Source organism: Methylobacterium sp. R2-1, assembly GCF_014191355.1.
Taxonomy (GTDB): Bacteria; Pseudomonadota; Alphaproteobacteria; order Rhizobiales; family Beijerinckiaceae; genus Methylobacterium.
On record NZ_JACHWM010000032.1, the window covers coordinates 1 to 16868 of the forward strand.

General features: G+C 63.0%; 16 protein-coding genes. 9 read left to right on the forward strand and 7 right to left on the reverse strand.

Features of this window, described 5'->3' with window-relative positions; translation table 11 throughout:
* Positions 1-274 (forward strand): hypothetical protein (locus tag FHU13_RS27435; protein WP_210287878.1); only part of this gene is annotated, 274 nt, incomplete at its 5' end.
* A gap of 86 nt (positions 275-360) precedes the next feature.
* Here the strand turns inward: FHU13_RS27435 and FHU13_RS26840 are convergent.
* From FHU13_RS26840 to FHU13_RS26850, 3 genes are all read right to left on the reverse strand, one after another.
* The gene (locus FHU13_RS26840; RefSeq protein WP_183438877.1) at positions 361-1467 is read right to left on the reverse strand and encodes a hypothetical protein; all 1107 of its coding nucleotides are present in this window, start codon (positions 1465-1467) and stop codon (positions 361-363) included.
* Positions 1464-1703 (reverse strand): helix-turn-helix transcriptional regulator, encoded by a 240-nt coding sequence (locus FHU13_RS26845; RefSeq protein WP_183438878.1) that lies wholly within the window; start codon positions 1701-1703, stop codon positions 1464-1466. Before FHU13_RS26845 ends, FHU13_RS26840 begins: the two co-directional genes overlap by 4 nt.
* Before the next feature lie 154 nt (positions 1704-1857).
* Positions 1858-2097, reverse strand: a complete 240-nt coding sequence (locus tag FHU13_RS26850) for a hypothetical protein (RefSeq protein WP_183438879.1) — start codon at positions 2095-2097, stop codon at positions 1858-1860.
* A 339-nt stretch (positions 2098-2436) separates the two neighbouring features.
* Between FHU13_RS26850 and FHU13_RS26855 the strand changes: the two genes are divergently transcribed.
* Positions 2437-3198: a GntR family transcriptional regulator gene (locus FHU13_RS26855; protein WP_183438880.1), complete on the forward strand. Its 762-nt coding sequence runs from the start codon at positions 2437-2439 to the stop codon at positions 3196-3198.
* Between the two features lie 277 nt (positions 3199-3475).
* On the opposite strand, the gene FHU13_RS26860 is transcribed toward FHU13_RS26855, so the two are convergent.
* On the reverse strand, positions 3476-4243 hold the full coding sequence (locus FHU13_RS26860; protein ID WP_183438881.1) for a hypothetical protein: 768 nt from the start codon (positions 4241-4243) through the stop codon (positions 3476-3478).
* 626 nt (positions 4244-4869) lie between these two features.
* On the opposite strand from FHU13_RS26860, the gene FHU13_RS26865 reads away from it, so the two are divergent.
* From FHU13_RS26865 to FHU13_RS26880, 4 genes are read left to right on the forward strand one after another with little or no spacing between them, the layout of a single operon-like run.
* Positions 4870-5097 (forward strand): hypothetical protein, encoded by a 228-nt coding sequence (locus tag FHU13_RS26865; RefSeq protein ID WP_183438882.1) that lies wholly within the window; start codon positions 4870-4872, stop codon positions 5095-5097.
* The gene (locus tag FHU13_RS26870) at positions 5097-5735 is read left to right on the forward strand and encodes a hypothetical protein (protein WP_183438883.1); all 639 of its coding nucleotides are present in this window, start codon (positions 5097-5099) and stop codon (positions 5733-5735) included. Before FHU13_RS26865 ends, FHU13_RS26870 begins: the two co-directional genes overlap by 1 nt.
* A complete protein-coding gene (locus tag FHU13_RS26875; protein WP_183438884.1) occupies positions 5732-6043 on the forward strand; it encodes a hypothetical protein in 312 nt (103 codons plus the stop codon). The genes FHU13_RS26870 and FHU13_RS26875 overlap by 4 nt, the downstream gene beginning before the upstream one ends.
* Positions 6036-8243: a hypothetical protein gene (locus tag FHU13_RS26880; RefSeq protein ID WP_183438885.1), complete on the forward strand. Its 2208-nt coding sequence runs from the start codon at positions 6036-6038 to the stop codon at positions 8241-8243. The genes FHU13_RS26875 and FHU13_RS26880 overlap by 8 nt, the downstream gene beginning before the upstream one ends.
* 891 nt (positions 8244-9134) lie before the next feature.
* Here FHU13_RS26880 and FHU13_RS26885 read toward each other — a convergent pair.
* The gene (locus tag FHU13_RS26885; protein ID WP_183438886.1) at positions 9135-12620 is read right to left on the reverse strand and encodes a PIN domain-containing protein; all 3486 of its coding nucleotides are present in this window, start codon (positions 12618-12620) and stop codon (positions 9135-9137) included.
* Positions 12621-12799: 179 nt separating this feature from the next.
* Positions 12800-13270, reverse strand: coding sequence for a hypothetical protein (locus tag FHU13_RS26890; RefSeq protein WP_183438887.1), 471 nt, complete (start codon positions 13268-13270; stop codon positions 12800-12802).
* A gap of 275 nt (positions 13271-13545) precedes the next feature.
* Here FHU13_RS26890 and FHU13_RS26895 point away from each other — a divergent pair, with 275 nt between their 5' ends.
* The gene (locus FHU13_RS26895) at positions 13546-14106 is read left to right on the forward strand and encodes a recombinase family protein (protein ID WP_183438888.1); all 561 of its coding nucleotides are present in this window, start codon (positions 13546-13548) and stop codon (positions 14104-14106) included.
* A gap of 195 nt (positions 14107-14301) precedes the next feature.
* On the opposite strand, the gene FHU13_RS26900 is transcribed toward FHU13_RS26895, so the two are convergent.
* Positions 14302-14592: a hypothetical protein gene (locus FHU13_RS26900; RefSeq protein WP_183438889.1), complete on the reverse strand. Its 291-nt coding sequence runs from the start codon at positions 14590-14592 to the stop codon at positions 14302-14304.
* 870 nt (positions 14593-15462) lie between these two features.
* On the opposite strand from FHU13_RS26900, the gene FHU13_RS26910 reads away from it, so the two are divergent.
* The gene (locus FHU13_RS26910; RefSeq protein ID WP_183438891.1) at positions 15463-15825 is read left to right on the forward strand and encodes a hypothetical protein; all 363 of its coding nucleotides are present in this window, start codon (positions 15463-15465) and stop codon (positions 15823-15825) included.
* A gap of 198 nt (positions 15826-16023) precedes the next feature.
* The gene (locus tag FHU13_RS26915; RefSeq protein ID WP_246714915.1) at positions 16024-16761 is read left to right on the forward strand and encodes an AAA family ATPase; all 738 of its coding nucleotides are present in this window, start codon (positions 16024-16026) and stop codon (positions 16759-16761) included.
* Positions 16762-16868 lie beyond the last annotated feature (107 nt).

Consider the following 16868-nt stretch of genomic DNA (forward strand, 5'->3'; position numbering starts at 1 on the left):
GGGCTCCCCGGCGGCCCCGGCCACCCCTGCGCCTGTCCCCGCGCAGGGGCCGGCCGCGGCTCCGGTCGAGGTAGCGCCCGCACCAGCCGCGCCGGCCAAGCCCTCAAAAGACGTCGCGAAGGTGATGCTCTACCTTCACCCGAAGGTTGCCCGGAAGTTCAAGGAAATCGCTTTCACGGAGGATCGGAAGGCACATGACGTGTACCTCGACGCGCTTGATGCCTTCCTGACGCAGCAGGGGCACGGGGGCCTCAAGGGCGTTGTCGAACGCTAGCGTACTGTCACACTGTCGCGCTGCTCTACAGATAGATTAGCGCAATGGCGTACTAGTGTGCGCCACTCTGCCCTGCTCCTGCTCGGCTATTCGATCCAAGTCGGGACGTGTCCCGTCCGGTGCGCGTACTGGAGGGCAGTCCACCGGACGTGGAATGCCTCGTCAAGCGAGGCTAGCCCCATCGCGGCGTGCTGGAGCTGCCGGACGTGCTCGTACCACGCCCCCATGATCCTCACAGCCGCGTCGGCGAGGTGCTTGTACCCGTCGCCGCGCTCTTTGAGCACGGGCTCCTCCCCGGTCGCATAGGCGTGCATGTCGCGAGCGAATTCCACGAGCATGCCGGCCGCTGCCGCGGATAGGTCTGCGCCGTGCCCGGCCTCGTGGAGGAGCCCGTAGCAATCCCGGGTGAGGTTCCACTTGGGGCGACCGTACATCTCGTCGGCGAGGTTCTGTGCCCCGCCCGCATCCTTGCGCTCGTTTGATGGGGGCGTCTTCCTCCGACGCTGGCGCCGGTCGTTCTCCGTCCGTAGGGCCGCAAGCCCACGCTCAGAGGGCCGCAGCGAGCTGTTTGCCCCCTCGTCCGCAATCGAGCGGACGCGATCTTTTTCCTCGTGGAAGCTCTCTTCGAAATCACGGAGGCGGGCGCTCGCAATAAGGGCGAGGGCTCGGGCGGCATGGGTCCAATCCAGGTTCCGCGCGACTTGGCGCAGTTCCTCCCCGGAGTGCCCGGCCGCCATGATGTCTTGCACGTCGGGCAGGGCCGGGTTGGGCGCGAACGGGATGTGATACCGGCGGGTCAGCTCGAATGCGGGCCCAACCTCGCGGACGTGCCGCGTCATCTTGGAGGCGAGGGTGCCGAGCGGGCTTTCGCCGGAGAACACGCGCAGAGTGAACGGGTGGGCCTCCTCGAAAGACGCGGCCAACTCGTTGCAAGCGGCCTCGATCCGCCTAATTTGGTCCACGACGTGGCTGTGCCTGGCAGCGTTCTTCTCCCGCCTCTTGGCCTCCTCACTCCGGTCCGCGCCTTCGTGCTCGGCGACGGTTGCGTTGTAGTCCGTGGCGACGGCCTTGATCGCCTCCGCCTTGGTGTCCCACTCGTCATCCGACAGGTGCTCGCCCGCCGAGAGGACGCTCACCATTCTGTCTAGGTAGCAGTGTGGCCCCTTAGGCCAATGCTTCGGGTTCGAGGTCACCGCTGGCCTCGAACCGCGGCGATCTGAACCCCGCAGGTGTCGCCCTCAATGAAGGTCACTCCGGCTTTCTCCAGCGCAAGCCGCAGGACCTGGATCGTAGCCCCGTGGGCTCCGAGGGGGCCCGGCTTCGTCTCTAGCCGCTTGATCGTGGACAGGGCTATCCCCGACGCCTCCGCTAGGTCCTTTTGGTCCCACCGGAGCAGCATGCGGGCGGCCCGCACCATCTCGCTCGTCATCGCAGGTTGCTTTTCGATACCCGGAGCACAAAGAGGGCCTGAGGTATTCAAATCCTCAGGCCCTAAAAGATACCTCAGGTACCGACTTACGGCAAGGCTGTTCCGATTTCTCTCTGCCGCTTGATCTTCTGGAACGCCGCTGCCCACAGCCAGCCTAGCTCTCTCCCACGTACTCTTCGAGGAGGAGAGCGAACGCCATCTCGGCATCTTCGTCGGGGAGCAACAGCGAACTGATAGGGCCTACGACTACCTTCCCGAACCCTTCGCGACGCACGGTAAAGGGGCCCCAATCACCGGGTGAGACTAGGGCAGCTTGGACCGTCTGGGCGTTTTCAGGATCGTCAGCGCCGTTCGCCGCAATCCAGTAGGCTGCATCCGATACACGCTCGCTCACAGAAGCGCCCTCTCAACGTTGACTTAACCGTGCCGCCCGGTCGACATGCCATGTCCGGCCAGGGCCCGCCCCCGCGCGAGTCGTGAGCTAGGATCAGGAGATTAGCCGCCGCAAGTCAGACCCTGAAAAGCCAACGGCCCCGCGTCGCCAAACGCAGGGCCGTCGAAATCGAGATGGCTCGTGGGAGCCCGTTTCCAACTCCCCACAGGCCATAGGACGCCCCCAGGCGTCAAGCGAGAACGCCAATTCTCGCGACGATGAGGCTTTGCTTGTCGACCGGATCGTCCCTGTGGCGGCCCGGAATGACCTGTTGCGGCCCTATCAGGGGCCAGACGACGCATGTTTGCCGACCACCTGAGGACAGCTATCGAGGCTGCGCCCCGAATCACTTTGCCCGCCATCACGGCGCAGCTCTGGCGCGCCTACGGGGAGGGGCACGTCACCGAGGCTGAGGCTGAGGCGTTATCCGCGCTGATCGAAGCCCGGCAAGGCGCCTCACCCAAGGCCGCGGATCAGATCACCACCGGCCAGATCATCTTTGCTGTAGATCGGGAGAACCGCCCCAGGAGGGCCGTAGGGTCTCGTCCGAGGACGGATGCCAGCCTTGAGCGCCGACGCCGCTGGGCGGCTTCTGGGCGGCTTCCACCGAGCCTCGCGGCGCGGTTCACCCTGGCTGAGCAGGCCGTGCTCGCACTCGTCGCGGCCGAGACATGCCGACGGAAAGACTGCCGGCTGGCAGTCGGCAACCTAGCGGCGATCGCCGGAGTGTCCGAGACCACCGTGCGCAACGCGATCCGTGAGGCCGTGCGGCATGGCCTGCTGACGGTCGAGGAGCGGAAGATCACCGGTTGGCGCAACGATACCAATGTGGTGCGCATCGTTGCCCCCGAGTGGCTATCCTGGCTCAGACTTAACCGGAAGCGGAAGGATGAGGCACTGGCTGTTGCGACCGAGGGGAGAGGGTGCAAATCCTCAAAGGGCACGCCTACTGAGGTTCTAACCCTGTGGAATTCGAGGTCGGCAGCACCGCCGCAAAGGCTGCCGAACGGCAGCGGGCGACCTGACCGGAAGAGGGCCAAACGAAATTGTGGAGACCGGTAAGAGCCGCAGAGCCATGCGGCAGGTGCAAGCAGGCGTTCGGCAGAGCGGACGATCGTTGACCTACGGGATAGCCCGTTTTGAAACGGAAGATGTCACCTCTTGGGAGCCAACCTTATCGCGGCAATCACGCTTCCCCGGCCGTCACGTACGTTGGATGAGATGCCGGGGCTTACCGGGCCCCTGGAGCCAACGCTTCAAAGGCGAGAAGGTCTATCTCTACCGGATCAGAAATCAGGCATTGTAGATAAAGAGCGGATTCAAAGCAGAGTTAAATTTATTAAAAATATGGCGGATCAGAGCAAGGGGATGCAGCAATACGTTTGTGAACCGCTGGAAGATTGAATTTAACACATTCCAACAATTCGTTTGAAAATTCATATACTTGTTTCATGCCCCCAAATGATTTATGATGATAGACATTATTCCTTGCCTCCCTTATCGTATCAAACTTGTCTCTAAAAACGTTATTGCTTATGGGTTGTCCTTTTATTCTAAAATTCGACTTAAATAGCGGCCAGTGCGCAAGGATAATCCTTTTTATATCGGAAAGATCTGAGTTCTCAAAAAGCTCATACCCGTCTTGGTATGACATGACATCTACTTTATCGATCAAATTTTTTATCATTATTTCTATTGATCTTCTCCGATCAGAGCTAACATTTTGCACCACCCCAATGGTTGAAACTTGAGATCCACCAGTTATCTCTTTAAATGTCGGTGCCCACCATTGTGCAATTTTATAATGATCTTCTATGTTTACAGCCGTAAAGGATCTAAATGCTGTTTCAAAGCAATGAAATGCCGGAAATAGCTTTGCATGTTCGGCAACTTTGCGGTTGTAAATCTCATACATGGCAGTTCTCCAGCCCCTACCGCCAGCTGGCATTCTTTTGCCTTTGCTGAGTTCTATCAGCGAAGCCTTCATAAGAGAGGGGCTGACTACCGATAAATCTGCCTCAAACTGGTCAGTATCTGCCGCTGTCGGGGTGAAATGCAGATGATTAACAAATAGGTCGTGGAGAACCCGATGGCTGGCCCGAGGCATGAGGTCCGGTCTTGACGTTGTTTCTTGCCTTGCTCATATACACCCTACTCCGGCGATGTCGTCCCCCACGGGGCGGTTCCCCCTTGCCAGGGCAGCGCTTGAGTCTAAACAATTCTTGGCACGCAAAAGGCCGCTCCCCTCCCTGGGAGCGGCCTTTTGCGTGCTGAGCATCGAGAGGGGTTTTTGGCCACTGTAGCCGTCGCATCTCAGTGTGTTCGAGCTTCATGAGCGGCTGCTTCCGACAACCCTCCTAAAACCGACAGGTGGTCGGGAATACTCGAGTTCGGCCGTCTGTTTCCGTCGTCTCTCGCCGCGTGGGCTCCTCCCCGCGCTTGGAGACGACGATGCCGAAACCTGTCCCTACACCTCATACTTCACCGCGCCGACGCGCCGAGGTGTCCCTCCCGGATGGCCTCGCGATCCGTTGGGGTAACCGCCTCGGCGAGCTGCCTTGGGGGGCCGTGCGCCCATCCGGCACCACAGCCGCTCGACTGCGCCGTGTGCTCCAGGCCCATGCGGCCGAGCTAGTCCCGCATATCTTGAGCGGCGGTAGCGTCGACGTGAACGGGATGCTGCACGGGTGCGTCACGCGCTACGGCCGCAGCAATGATGCCCGATTTAGCCGCATGTATCCTGTCGAGGTTGTGGTCACGGTCGACCTGACGACGGGGGTATGGCGCACCTCTCAGGGGGAGGGCGGCTCCGATGTCCTGTCGCTCGCTCGCTGGTACTGGCATGGCAGCGCCGATGCCGACGCGCGGCACCCAGGCGACATGCCTGCCGAGGATCGCCTCCTAGCTCACCTGGGCCTTGCGGCGCTCGACGTGTTCGCTCGGGTCGGGGGTGCGCAGTGATGCTGCCCGTTCCGATCCTGCCGGCGCGCGTCACGCCGGCCACCGTTGACCACGTCGCGCAGGCCCATGTCTGGTGTCAGCACTGCGAAGACGTGCATAGCCACGGCGCCGCTCCCGGCCCCCGGGGAGCGCACTGCACCCGGGAGGAATCCTCCTACAGGACGACCGGGTATGACCTGGATCTCCAAGGGGAGGCGGCCTCCCCCGAGGACGTAGTGCCCGAAGCGCTGTTCGCTGGCCGCCGACGCCTCTGGAGCGCCCTGGAGGATGCGGCGCCCCGACTGCGCTCGACCCTCCTAGCTCCGGCCCTCGGCGCCCGGGTCGGGCAACATTTCGACAAGAGGGTCGGCCGGGCCCGCATCAGCGTGTTCGGCAAAGGTTGGTGGATCGACCTTGACGCTTTCCCCTCCGATGCCGAGCTGCGCGCCCCCCGATTGCGCCAGCGGCCCGCCTGCAGCGGCCGAGACTTCATTACCCTGCTTTCCACCCTCTACGGCGTGACGCTTGGGGTGGTGGGGCTCCGCCTCTTGGAAGCCGTGTCGGGCGCATCCTTCGACGCCGAAGGCCGGCAGACCATCGCTGCGGCGATCGACGCCGCATACGCGCGCCAAGCCGCAAGCCGGGACAGCCTGTCATGAGGCGGGGTCGACGCATCGCCTTCAACAGCATCGCCGCCGCTGCCCGAAGCAGCGCCGATGCGATCGTGACCCGATGGCTCCCAGACGGGCGCCGCGAGGGGCGCGAGTGGGTCGCCAAGAATCCGAAGCGAGGGGACAGCCGGCCCGGCTCCTTCAAGGTCAACCTTAGCTCCGGCCGTTGGGGCGACTTCGCCACGGGCGACAAGGGCGGCGACCTGATCGCGCTCGCCGCCTTCCTCTTCGACATGAAGCAAGACGAGGCGGCCCGTAGCGTTGCCGAGATGGTGGGCGTCGACGCGTATGAGTAGCAACCCCTTTGCCCCCCTCAACGGCGCCGCTCGCCCGAAGTCCGGCGCTAAGGCTGTCCCTCCGGCCGACTTCCTCTCCGTCATGCCCGTGCCGAAGGACGCCCCGACGCCCTTCAAGCGGCACCCGAGCCACGGGGAGCCGGTGCACTGCTGGTCCTACCTCGACGCGAGCGGCGAGCTGCTGGGCTACGCCTGCCGGTTCGTCCGCGAGGACGGCAGCAAGACCTATCAGCCGCTCACCCTGTTCCGGGAGACGGCCAGCGGCGCCCTCAAGTGGAAGTGGAAGGGTTGGGCGGAGCCCCGCCCCCTCTACGGCCTCGACAGGCTCGCAGCCCGGCCCGGAGCGCCGGTCCTCTTGTGCGAGGGCGAGAAAGCGGCTGACGCGGCCGGCGACCTGTTGCCCGATTACGTGGCCGTGACAAGCCCGAACGGCAGCAAGAGCGCCGGCAAGGCTGACTGGAGGGTGCTCCGGGGCCGCCGCGTCGTGATCTGGCCCGATGCTGATGCCCCCGGGCTGGCCTATGCCTTGGCCGCTGCGCCGCTGATCCTCACGGCCGGCGCTGCCTCGCTCGCGCAGATCGAGCCCCCTGCCGACGTGGCCGAGGGTTGGGACGCCGCGGATGCCCTGGCCGAAGGATGGGCGCAGGATCGCACACGGAGCCTTGTGGCGGGCGCGCAGCCGATCGGACGGGCCGTGATCCCGGCGCCGGGGTCAGCGCCCTCCGCGGCCGCCTCGGCGCCGGCAACGGACGATGCTGGCAAGCGGGGGCCCGGCCGCCCGCCCTGGCATGACACCCTCCTGGCCCTGACGGCCGATTTCGAGCTGTGGCACACTCCGAAGAAAATGACGTTCGCCTCGATCCTGATGCCGGAGGGGCACCGCGAGAACTGGCGCTTGTCGTCCGAAGCGTTCGCCCGGCACATCAGCCTTAAGGCGTTCGAGGACACAGGTCGCGTGCCCTCCGAGGCCGCGATCAAGGAAACGGTCCGCATTCTGGAGGCGAAGGCCATCGCCTACGGTCCATGCCGCAAGGAATGGCTGCGGGTCGGCCAGCGGGACGGGAACCTGTACCTGGACTTGGGCTGCGACCGCTGGCGCGCCGTCGAGGTCTCCCCGCGCGGGGTGCGGATCCTCGAAACCCACGGCCTGCCATTCGTGCGACCCGAGGGGATGCAGCCTCTTCCAGAGCCGGAGTTTGGCTCGGAGCGCGGCATTGATGAGCTGCGCCCCTTCGTCAACGTGAGCACAGATACCGACTTCCACCTGATCGTGGCGTGGGTGCTCGGCGCGATGCGCGACGCCGAAGAATACCCCTTGCTGATCTTGAACGGCGAGCAAGGAACTGGAAAGTCGACCCTAAGCCGCCTCCTACGCTCCATCGTCGACCCGCATGCGGTCGATATCCTGTCGCCTCCGAAAGAGGACCGTGACCTGTTCGTGCTCGCGCAGCACACCCACCTCGTCGCCCTCGACAACCTGTCGAAGGTCGAGAACTGGATGTCAGACAGCCTCTGCATTCTGGCCACGGGCGGCGCGCTAGCCTCTCGCTCGATGTACACGAACGACGGCTTGTCCATCTTGGAGGCGAAGCGGCCGGTGATCCTCAACGGCATCCCGACCCTAGCCGATCGGCCGGACCTCGCCCAACGCTCCATCACCGTGCGGCTGCGGCCCGTGCCTGAGGAGGAGCGCACTACCTCCGCGGACATTCGGCGGGCCTGGGCGGACGCCGCCCCCCGCATCCTCGGGGCGTTCCTCGAAGCACTCTCCACGGGCCTGCGCGAGGTCGAGGGGATCAAGCTCGACAAGCTTCCTCGCATGGCCGGGTTCGCTCGCTTCATGGTCGCCGCGGCCCCTGGCCTCGGCCTCAACGGGACCGCCCTGTACGAAGCCTACAGCGCCAACCAAACCGAGCTTGCCAACACCGCCTTTGAGAACAACCCGGTGGCCGCCGCGGTGGTGACCTTCATGGAAGGGGTGCCGGGCGACGAGTGGCGTGGGACACCGACTGAGCTGCTTGAGTGCCTGTCGGACCCGGAGGTGACCTCCGAGCGGATTCGCAACAGCTTCGGGTGGCCCAAGACCCCGCAGGCGGTGGGAACGGCTATGTCACGCATTGCCCCTGCCCTGCGCGCCCGCGGGATCGACGCGCAACAGCGGAAGTCCGGCAAGATGTTTTGGGAGATCCGCAAGACCTGACCGGACCCGGCTTCGGCCGGGCCCGCCTTCCTCTCTCCCCCCGCTCCCCCTTTGCTCCTAGGGCCGCACGCCTTCCACACGAACTGCGGGGAGGGCCGCGCCGCCGGCCGCGGGTCGATCGGGTCCTTCTTGGACAGTATGCCCCCTGCGGGCGAGAAGCACCCGAAGTCTCTCTAATAAGGCACCTCACAATTGAGGGCTAACAGGGGCTAACAGGTTGCCGGGCTGAGCGGGTCCCTCCTAGTCAATGGTGCCTCTGCGGTCGGAAGGCACCCGGGATTGCTCTAGTAGCGCGATCCCAAAACGACGGTTGACGGAGGTTGACGCTCCAGCCCGAGAATAGGGCTCCGAGTGTACTGCGAACACCGCGTCCGTCTCTTCGCAACCACAGGTCAATCTTGCGGCTAGCTCAGCCTAGGCCTTCGACATTTTGGCGGGGGGCTGATGCGGAGCTTGGCGCCGGCAGGGGCAGGAATTGGGCGGCCGGTGGATGGCTGCGGAAGGCTAATGGGTGCAGCTAAGTCTTTGGTCCTGCGTCGTTTGGAAGGCTTGGGCGGGCTTGGAAGGCTGTTTCTTCCTTTCAGGTGGGAAAATAGAAGAAAGAAAGGGGAGAGCCGACCGGACGGGTGGCCCCCGGAGGGCGTGCGGATGGGGTCGGCAGGGGGGCCGGGGGAATAGGTAAGAGAGCGGATATAATTAAAGGGGCGTGGTACGGAGCCCGCCGGAGCCTCCCAAGCCGCCTATGGCCGGAAATCGGCGAGACACGACAAAGGCTTAGGCTGATGGGGTGGCCCTCCAGGGCGCGGAATGCCAGCCTACCCAAGCCTTCCAAGCCCACCCAAACCTTCCAGGCTGGCTGCAATCGGTACAATGCCTCGGGCTGTAGGGCCCCTATCTGTGGCCCCGGGGGTAGGAAGCCGTTGTCAGCAAACGATTTTTGAGTGCCTTTTGATGCCTACGGTCGGAACGTGGCTCGCCGTTAGCCGATCGACGGCGTTGGCGGCTGACAGCGCTGTTACGATCGTCTGGCTTAGCTTTAGAATGATTGATCAGCTTACCTGCTTCGTCGAACAGGAAACGCCCCCGCGCCCAGGCAGTGATCTGGGCCCAAAATGCTTCGTTCAGCGGGAGGCAGTGGCGCAGCCTGAGCAAGAGTATCGGTAATTTTCTCCCCGCGCTGCGGGTGTAATTGTCCAGCATGATCCCAAGTGCGCGTTTCACGGTCAGCGGCTCGATGTGCGGCACAGAGTGTCGCAGATTGACCCAGACCTCGGCGACAAACATGGCATGCGCCTTAGGATCCATATCGGATCCGCCGATAAGCCGAGACAGGGCGCGGAAGTCGGCCAAATCGTCGCCAGATCCTAAATCGAAAGCAACCTGCATCATCTGGGGTGTTAGCAGAGCATGCCGGTGGTTATGTCGCGCAAGGCTTGCCGAAATGCGCACAAAACCTTTATCGTCTAAAATATCGACCTCTCGGCACAGGCCAAGTGCTGCGTGGAGCCAGAGTCCAGGAACGGCCGCGGAGGCGAATGCAACTTTGCGGAACGCCAGGTCGTCAGACAGCAACGGTAGAGATCGTCCGAAGGACAGGCTCACGCTGTCCATTACACGCAGACCGACTGTCTCTACCCATTTCACGAGATCGGCCGGCGCATCGTCGGGCAATAGCACCGCTTCCACGGAGCAGTACTCCAGGATGTCTGCCCGAGCCTGCGCAACAAGCTCGCTATGTTGCTTGACGAGATTTGCGGGCGTTCTTTGCCCCCTCAAGGCGCCGTCACCCCATTCGAGCTGCCATAGGCCTTCATCGGACACGCCTGAGCCGCGACTTATGACTCCATCGAGCAGCCTCAGGGTGGAGGCGGGCGTGTGAAGCGTCCCAAAGTACCGCCGCAATGGCTCAAGCGCACCGATCTGCGCTGCGACGATGGCGGTGTATGGGTCGAGAACCACACCGCGATTACGCGCTCGACGGCCGATGGCCCAGGCTTGCCCCTGCTCTTGGGGCCATCCGGCGCTCGTCCGGATATCGCCCCCGAATTGTCTCACACCCTGCGCGAGGGTTATGGGGTCTGACTGAACCACGCGCGCGCACATCGCTAGCGGGACATTCCCGGAGATGTACGTCTTGAGGATACCCGTCATCACCTCGTGGCGTTTACGAACGACGTGTTCGATCGACGAAACATCGTTTTCAGGCACCGGAATGCTCATAAAAGCACGAGATGCCGGGAATCTTTGATTAAAATCTTGTAGTAGATGCTGCCAAAGAAATAAGTACTTGCTCTTAAATTCTTTTACTTTCCATCTCTCAACCAAACCAAAGTATTTCTCTTGATCGAAGCTTTCTCCTACGACTAAGCCCATGCACGCCGCAGAGAGAGGGTGACTTGGCTCAAAGACTTGGGCGCCTGGAATTTGTGCTTCCTCGCCGATGATGAAGGCGATTTCAGAGCCGTGATCCGAACGCAACTTGACCCAAGACCCGATGCCTATCTGCGCCGGCTCCTCAAAAATCGCATCGCCATATCCTTCCAACAGATGCGCCCAGTGGAGGCTGAGATAGCCGGTTACGGCCTGCTCGTCGTTTGGATGGGCTAAGACGATAGCAAAAGCGGCGAAAAGCGCGCGCCTCACCTCTCCCGCTCGACGAAACGCGTGGATGGCCGTGAACCGATGGTGGATTGAGCCTCGTAGGGCTTCAAGGTCAATTGTTTGTAAGATGTCTGGCGTGTCGGTCTCGCGTCCTGCGGCGCGCAAAGCGGTGACGAGGAGGGCCACGGCGAAGGCGTCGTCGGGGCGTCGTCGGATAAGATCACGTGCCAATTCGACCGCTTCGGGCCGATCAAGTTCGGAATATACAGATGCTTGGTGGCAGGCTATCTCGTACTGACCCTCGGCAAGATCAGGCAGGCCTTCGAAAAAACGGAGATTTCGGGCGCGCCGCGGACGCTCGGTCGCGTGAGAACGCGCCAGCATGAGCAGCATGCGATCATCGTTGCGTACAGCTATAAGATCGTCGAGCAGATCGATAACGTCGCTCGGCCGATTCAGATTGTGCGCGCGCGCAGCAACTGTCGCGCGATAGGCGACAGAGTTAGACTTTTTGGCCAACGCGAGCGCGGCAACGTAGGCGCGCTCTGCCACCTGCTCGTGACCGTGATCGAGCGCGCTTTGCGAGATAAGGGCAAGCGCTCGCGGATCGTCGTTGGCGTCGGGGAGCAGGGCCTCCAGGTCTTCGGCCTTAATCGTCCCACCGTTCGTGGTCAGGGCAGCGAGTCGTTGCAGGACAATGACTGGAGCCTGCTCCTCCGGAGGGATCGCGGCACGTGCGAGCAGGTGTGCGCCTTCAACCACTTCACCTCGGTGGACTCGTTCAAGGCCGACCTGAAACGCGACAACCGGATGATTGAGCGCCCGTGCTGTAAGGCGATCAAATAGCTCAGGCCGCCGATATGACTCTAAAATACGCGCGGCAGTGGCAATCAGGGCAGGATCGCTCAAACCGTCTTCGTCGATGACGGTGAGCAATTCGTCGAGCTTCTCCTCATCGTCCAAGAGCCGGGCGCATACGAGAGCAACCGAGAGATGCTGCACGCCTAACTCGAAGGCATCGCTGAGCCGAGCGCGTGAGGCGCGCCATGCCTTATCGAGTGGTCCCTGTGCCTCGCGCAGTGCTACGCGTTGCGCCTCGCTCAGGATCCGTGTGACTTGGACCGTGTCGTCGCCCGTAACTTCCTCGACAGTTGCCGTGGCTGACAATGCGGCGAGATCGTCGTCCTCCGGGTGGAGCGCCGCAGCAGCTCTTGCGCGAGCCCACCAATCAGGTGTGGCCTCGCGACGACGAAGGACCATGATCTCCGCTGTTAGGATCGTCGCGTTATTTTGCAGGCCGGCCGGTACACCCACCATGGGGTCGGCGAAATCAGGCAGATCGGCTTGGGCCTGAATGAGGTAGAACGCTGCCAGATCGTTACTTGGATCGCATGCCAGCGCTGCCTCGCCAAAGGCGCAGGCCTCGTTTACCTCACCAAGGAACCAATGACCTAGGATCTTGTGCGCGATGGCGCGTGGGTCGTTAGGGTCGTGCTCGTAGGCCTGGAGCATCGTCCGAGCCGCGCCCTCCTGATCGCCCATGCGCAGGCGGCAGAGGCCTTTGTTTAGACCGATGCGCAGTCGCGATTTAGCGCTGAGAGGCTGAGGCAGAGCCGTTTCAAGCCGCTCAAAGCGTTTAAGGAGTTCTTCGGCCGACAGGTCATTGATCAGATCCCTGACCGCGTCGATCCGTTTCTCTGCCTCAATCTCCCGAGGATCGACGCTCTCTGGCTGTTGCTTAACCGAGAAGCTGCCATCAGAGAGCACGCGTCGCATAGCGCTCTCAATGGTGGCTTCTTGCAAATGATTGCCGAAATAGATCCGCTGGCTCTGGTCAACTAGTACAGAGTCAATATAGGTATCCCCGCCACTATTGCTTAGCAGCGAGAAATAAGGATGGCGGTTGAGTTGCCCCAGGTCAATTGGCGCGTCCAGCGGGAGCTGGACGGACGCGCCTATGAGTTTCCCGAGCGGCCTCGCTCTGCCATCGTCAGTTCATCAAGCTTGAAGTCACCCTTCGCCTTGACCTTGGCGTCGAAGCTTTCAGCATTCTGCACTTTGCCGATAATCGCGCTGCCACCAAGGTCGAGATCGAACCGCACCTGGGCTCGGTCAGCCTCGGCTCGCGCGGCGTCATCCGCCTTCAACGCGTCGGCGAGCGCTTCCAGCACAGGCCCTAGCTCAGGAGCGTCCGCATCATCGACTGCGGGGATTGCGGCATGCAAAGCGGCCTTAGCCTCCGCCGAGCCAGGGTTCGCCTCTACCTGTGCGATAGCGCGCGTGGCCGGACGCCCCCAAATCTCAGCAGCCTTTTCCTTGACGGCCGTGTAGGCGTCCTTCGTCACGAGCTTCACCACCTCGCTCGCTGAAATGACTGCGCCCGCCTCCAATGCGCCCCAAACAAGCGAGGTCTCGATGAGCGGCATTCCCAGTGCTCCCCCCAGATAGAACGAAAGGGGTTCATATGGGTACCCCGATGGCTATTTTGAAGTGCCACGCTTCGCTGCGATAACGGTGCGGACGATCATGGAGCCAACGAGGGCAATGGCTCGTGGCTACACCTCGTTCCAATAGGGCTTGCCCTAGTGGACCGGTCCAGCCTCCGGCGAAATCCGGTCCGCAAAAATGGTTTTGACTTTTGGACCGGCTTGGGTCTCTATGTCTTAGAACCTAATGGACCGAAACGGACCGACCCACTTCCATGCTCGTCGGCTACGCCCGCACCTCGACCCTGGAACAGGACGCTGGTCTTGAGGCGCAGGTGCGCGACCTCAAGGCCATCGGATGCGAGAAGCTATTCCGCGAGCAGGTGTCATCGGTTGGGCCGCGCCCACAGCTCGCCGCAGCTCTCGACTTCGTGCGGGCGGGCGATACCCTCGTCGTTACCAAGCTGGACCGCCTCGCCCGGTCCGTGCCCCACCTGGGCACCATCCTGGGTGATCTGGATGCCCGTGGCGTCGCCCTGCGGATCGAGAACCTGGGCGTCGACACCTCGACCCCTACGGGCAAGCTCATGCTCAACGTCCTCGGGGGCGTCGCGCAGTTCGAGCGGGAGATGATGCTAGAGCGCCAGCGGGAGGGCATCGCCAAGGCAAAGGCGCAGGGGGCCTACAAGGGCCGCAAGCCGACCGCTCGGGCGAAGGCTGAGGAAATCCAGGCCCTGGCTGCGCAGGGCCTCAGCATGAACGCCATCGCCGCGCAGCTCGGGATCGGCAAGGGCTCGGTGCACCGAGCCATCGGCAAGAGTCGCGCCGCGGGTTAGGCTCCTCCTCCCTCGATCTCGTGCCGATCGGGCCCGTTAGCGATGGAGTGTTCCTTAGCTGGTTCGAGCGTCCGCTGGAGGAGTAGGATCGCCTCGGCTCCCTTCAAGACGTGCGGGTCGGGCAACGCGAAAGCTCTCCGGTGAAGCTGTTTGGGGGGCCACCCTGACCCCTCATGCCTGCCTGGGCCCCTCGCCTCAGTCCGTCTCCTGGGCCGAACGCTTTCCCTGTCGGACCGGCGTTAGCCTCGGTTGCCCGTGACTCTCCAGGAAGGCGTTCAGGGCCCGTGTACCCAAGCCTTGCAGGTGCAGATTATCGAGACTCAGGGCAAGGCCACGGAGGCGCCGGTGGTCCGTCTTGGTCACGAGTATGCTGACCGCCTTGAGCTTTCCGTCATCGTCGCGCGGAGTGAGCGGTAGGAGGGCGTCGGAGGGTCGCTCTGCCTCCATCTCCTGTCGGGCGCGCCGCAGGTCCTTCTTCTTTCCCATGCCGCTGGCCTCCAGCCTCGCGCCGCCGGCTTTCGAGACGCCGGGCCGACATCTACCTTGCTCTCCACCCTGGTGTTGACCTGTAGCCGCTGCCGCCAAGGTACGGTACGGCCCAAGGAACGGGGCGTCGCTAGTCGAATCGGGTTAATTCCCGCCAAGGTCGGCTATCATGGGCCGGGCTGGCAGGAGAACATGATGGCTCGTCGCGAAGGGGCTCGCCCGTCCCGCGCACGAAAAACAACGGCCACGGAGCCCGAAAAGGGCGCTCCTGGCTCTCAACAGCCGGAGGTCGAGATGTCCGAGGTCGCTGCGCAGCCACCCGTCAAGCGCCCACCTGGCCGCCCGCCTGGCCGCCGAGAGGTCGCGGCCCGGTTCACGGTGCGTCTCGACGAGGCTCGATATGCGACCCTCAACAGCCTTGCGGACGCTCAAGGTCGGTCTCTTCACAGCCTCATCCTAGAGGCGATCGATGACCTTACGCGGAAGCGTGGTCCGGTAGGGCTGTCCTGAGAGGAGGGGCAAGCGGGCCGAGCCTCTTTGGTGAGGGACCTGTGTCTGCCGGAGCACAGGGGTTAAGGTCTGGTTACTGTCACCCCTATAGCACCAAAAAACCCGTTCCGCTGGTTAGCGGGCCGTGCTAACCCCGTTGACGTTCGCAGAATAGCTGCGAGCCTGGATTGGCGAACCGTCAACAATACGCCTCCCATTTCTGTTAAGCGTAAGAGGATCTGGCAAGTCCTCATGGGGGACGCGAGTCCCGGTCTGTCCAACCTGCGTAATGCTGACGTGTTCGGCGCTTCAAGCGTGGGTTATACTGCAATGCCCGTCGTCATGACCAAAAGTGGCTCCGCCTTACGAGTGGGGGGGCGTATGATTGATCTTGTTACGAGAGATGGAGAGGCTGTTCTCCTGGTAGACAAGTGGAACGGTCAAGACGAAGGCGGACCGCTATACGTCTCGGATGCCGTTGATCTCGTCTTTATGTTTCGAAAAATAATCGGAAATCTACATATCGAGGCTGCGGAGGATGGAGGGATACAAGCTTCCTTCCCTGTGCCTCCTGACGTTCAGCGTTTCATCGATACATGGGGCGCTCGGTTCGAGGATGACGAGGACGACGCTCCGCCGGAGCCTGACTGCCGCGATATGCCCCGCATCTCTGCGGAGCTAACCGGCGCTCCGGTCGAGATCCGACCCTCAACCGCGAGCGACCCCGCAGCCCTCGCGGCGTAGCTCCTCGCTTGTTGCGGCGGGACTGCGCGGCCTCGCGCTGCCGGCCGAAGCTCGTGCTCGTTCACTCGTGCGGGAGTGGGCAGGCCCTGATGCCAAGAACGTCAAGCGCCTGCCCTGTTTGCCAGCATATTAGCGTACCAGCATGTCTGTCTGCCTGTACGCTATCGCAACGATTCGCCAGCACACCGGCACGCTGTCATGCTGGCGAAACAGTTTGTTAGCGTAACAGCGCGCAGGTATGCCGGCCTGCTAGTGAACTGGCACACAGGGGCGTCGATGAAGGTTCTGAGCCTGGTCACACAGAAGGGCGGTACGGGGAAAAGCGCCTTAGCCGTCAGCCTCGCCGTTGCGGCCGAACGGGCTGGCGAGAGGGTTGTGATCCTCGACCTCGACCCGCAGGGCACCTCGGCGAGCTGGTACGAGACGCGGGCGGCCGAGACTCCTGCCGTTCTCGATCATAACCAGGTCGGAGTGGTCCCCGAGACCCTAGCCCGCCTACGGGCCGCCGGTTTCACCCTGGCGATCATCGACACGCCCGGCATCGACAGCCATGCGACCCGAGGCGCGATGCGCGAGGCTGGCCTCGCCCTTGTGCCCGTGCGGCCCTCCGAGGCGGACGTAAAAGCTACGATGCCAACGGTGAGGGCCCTGGAAGCGATAGGGCGACCATACGCCTTGGTCATCAACCAGGCACCGACCAACCGGCAGGCCCGCCTCACAGCGGCCGTGAGCCTTCGGCTCAGCACCTCGGGTGAGGTGGTGCCCGTGCCGGTCGCGATCCGAATGGACCATCAGTACGCCTACGCTCTCGGGCAGGGGGTCCATGAGTACGCCCCCGAGGGCAAGGCCGCCGCCGAGATCGCGGACGTGTGGGCGTGGTGCAGAAAGCGAATGGAGGCGACGAGTGGCATCCCCGAAGAAAAACGCGGCGCTTGAGGCTTTGATGAAGGGCTCCCCGGCGGCCCCGGCCACCCCTGCGCCTGTCCCCGCGCAGGGGCCGGCCGCGGCTCCGGTCGAGGTAGCGCCCGCACCAGCCGCGCCGG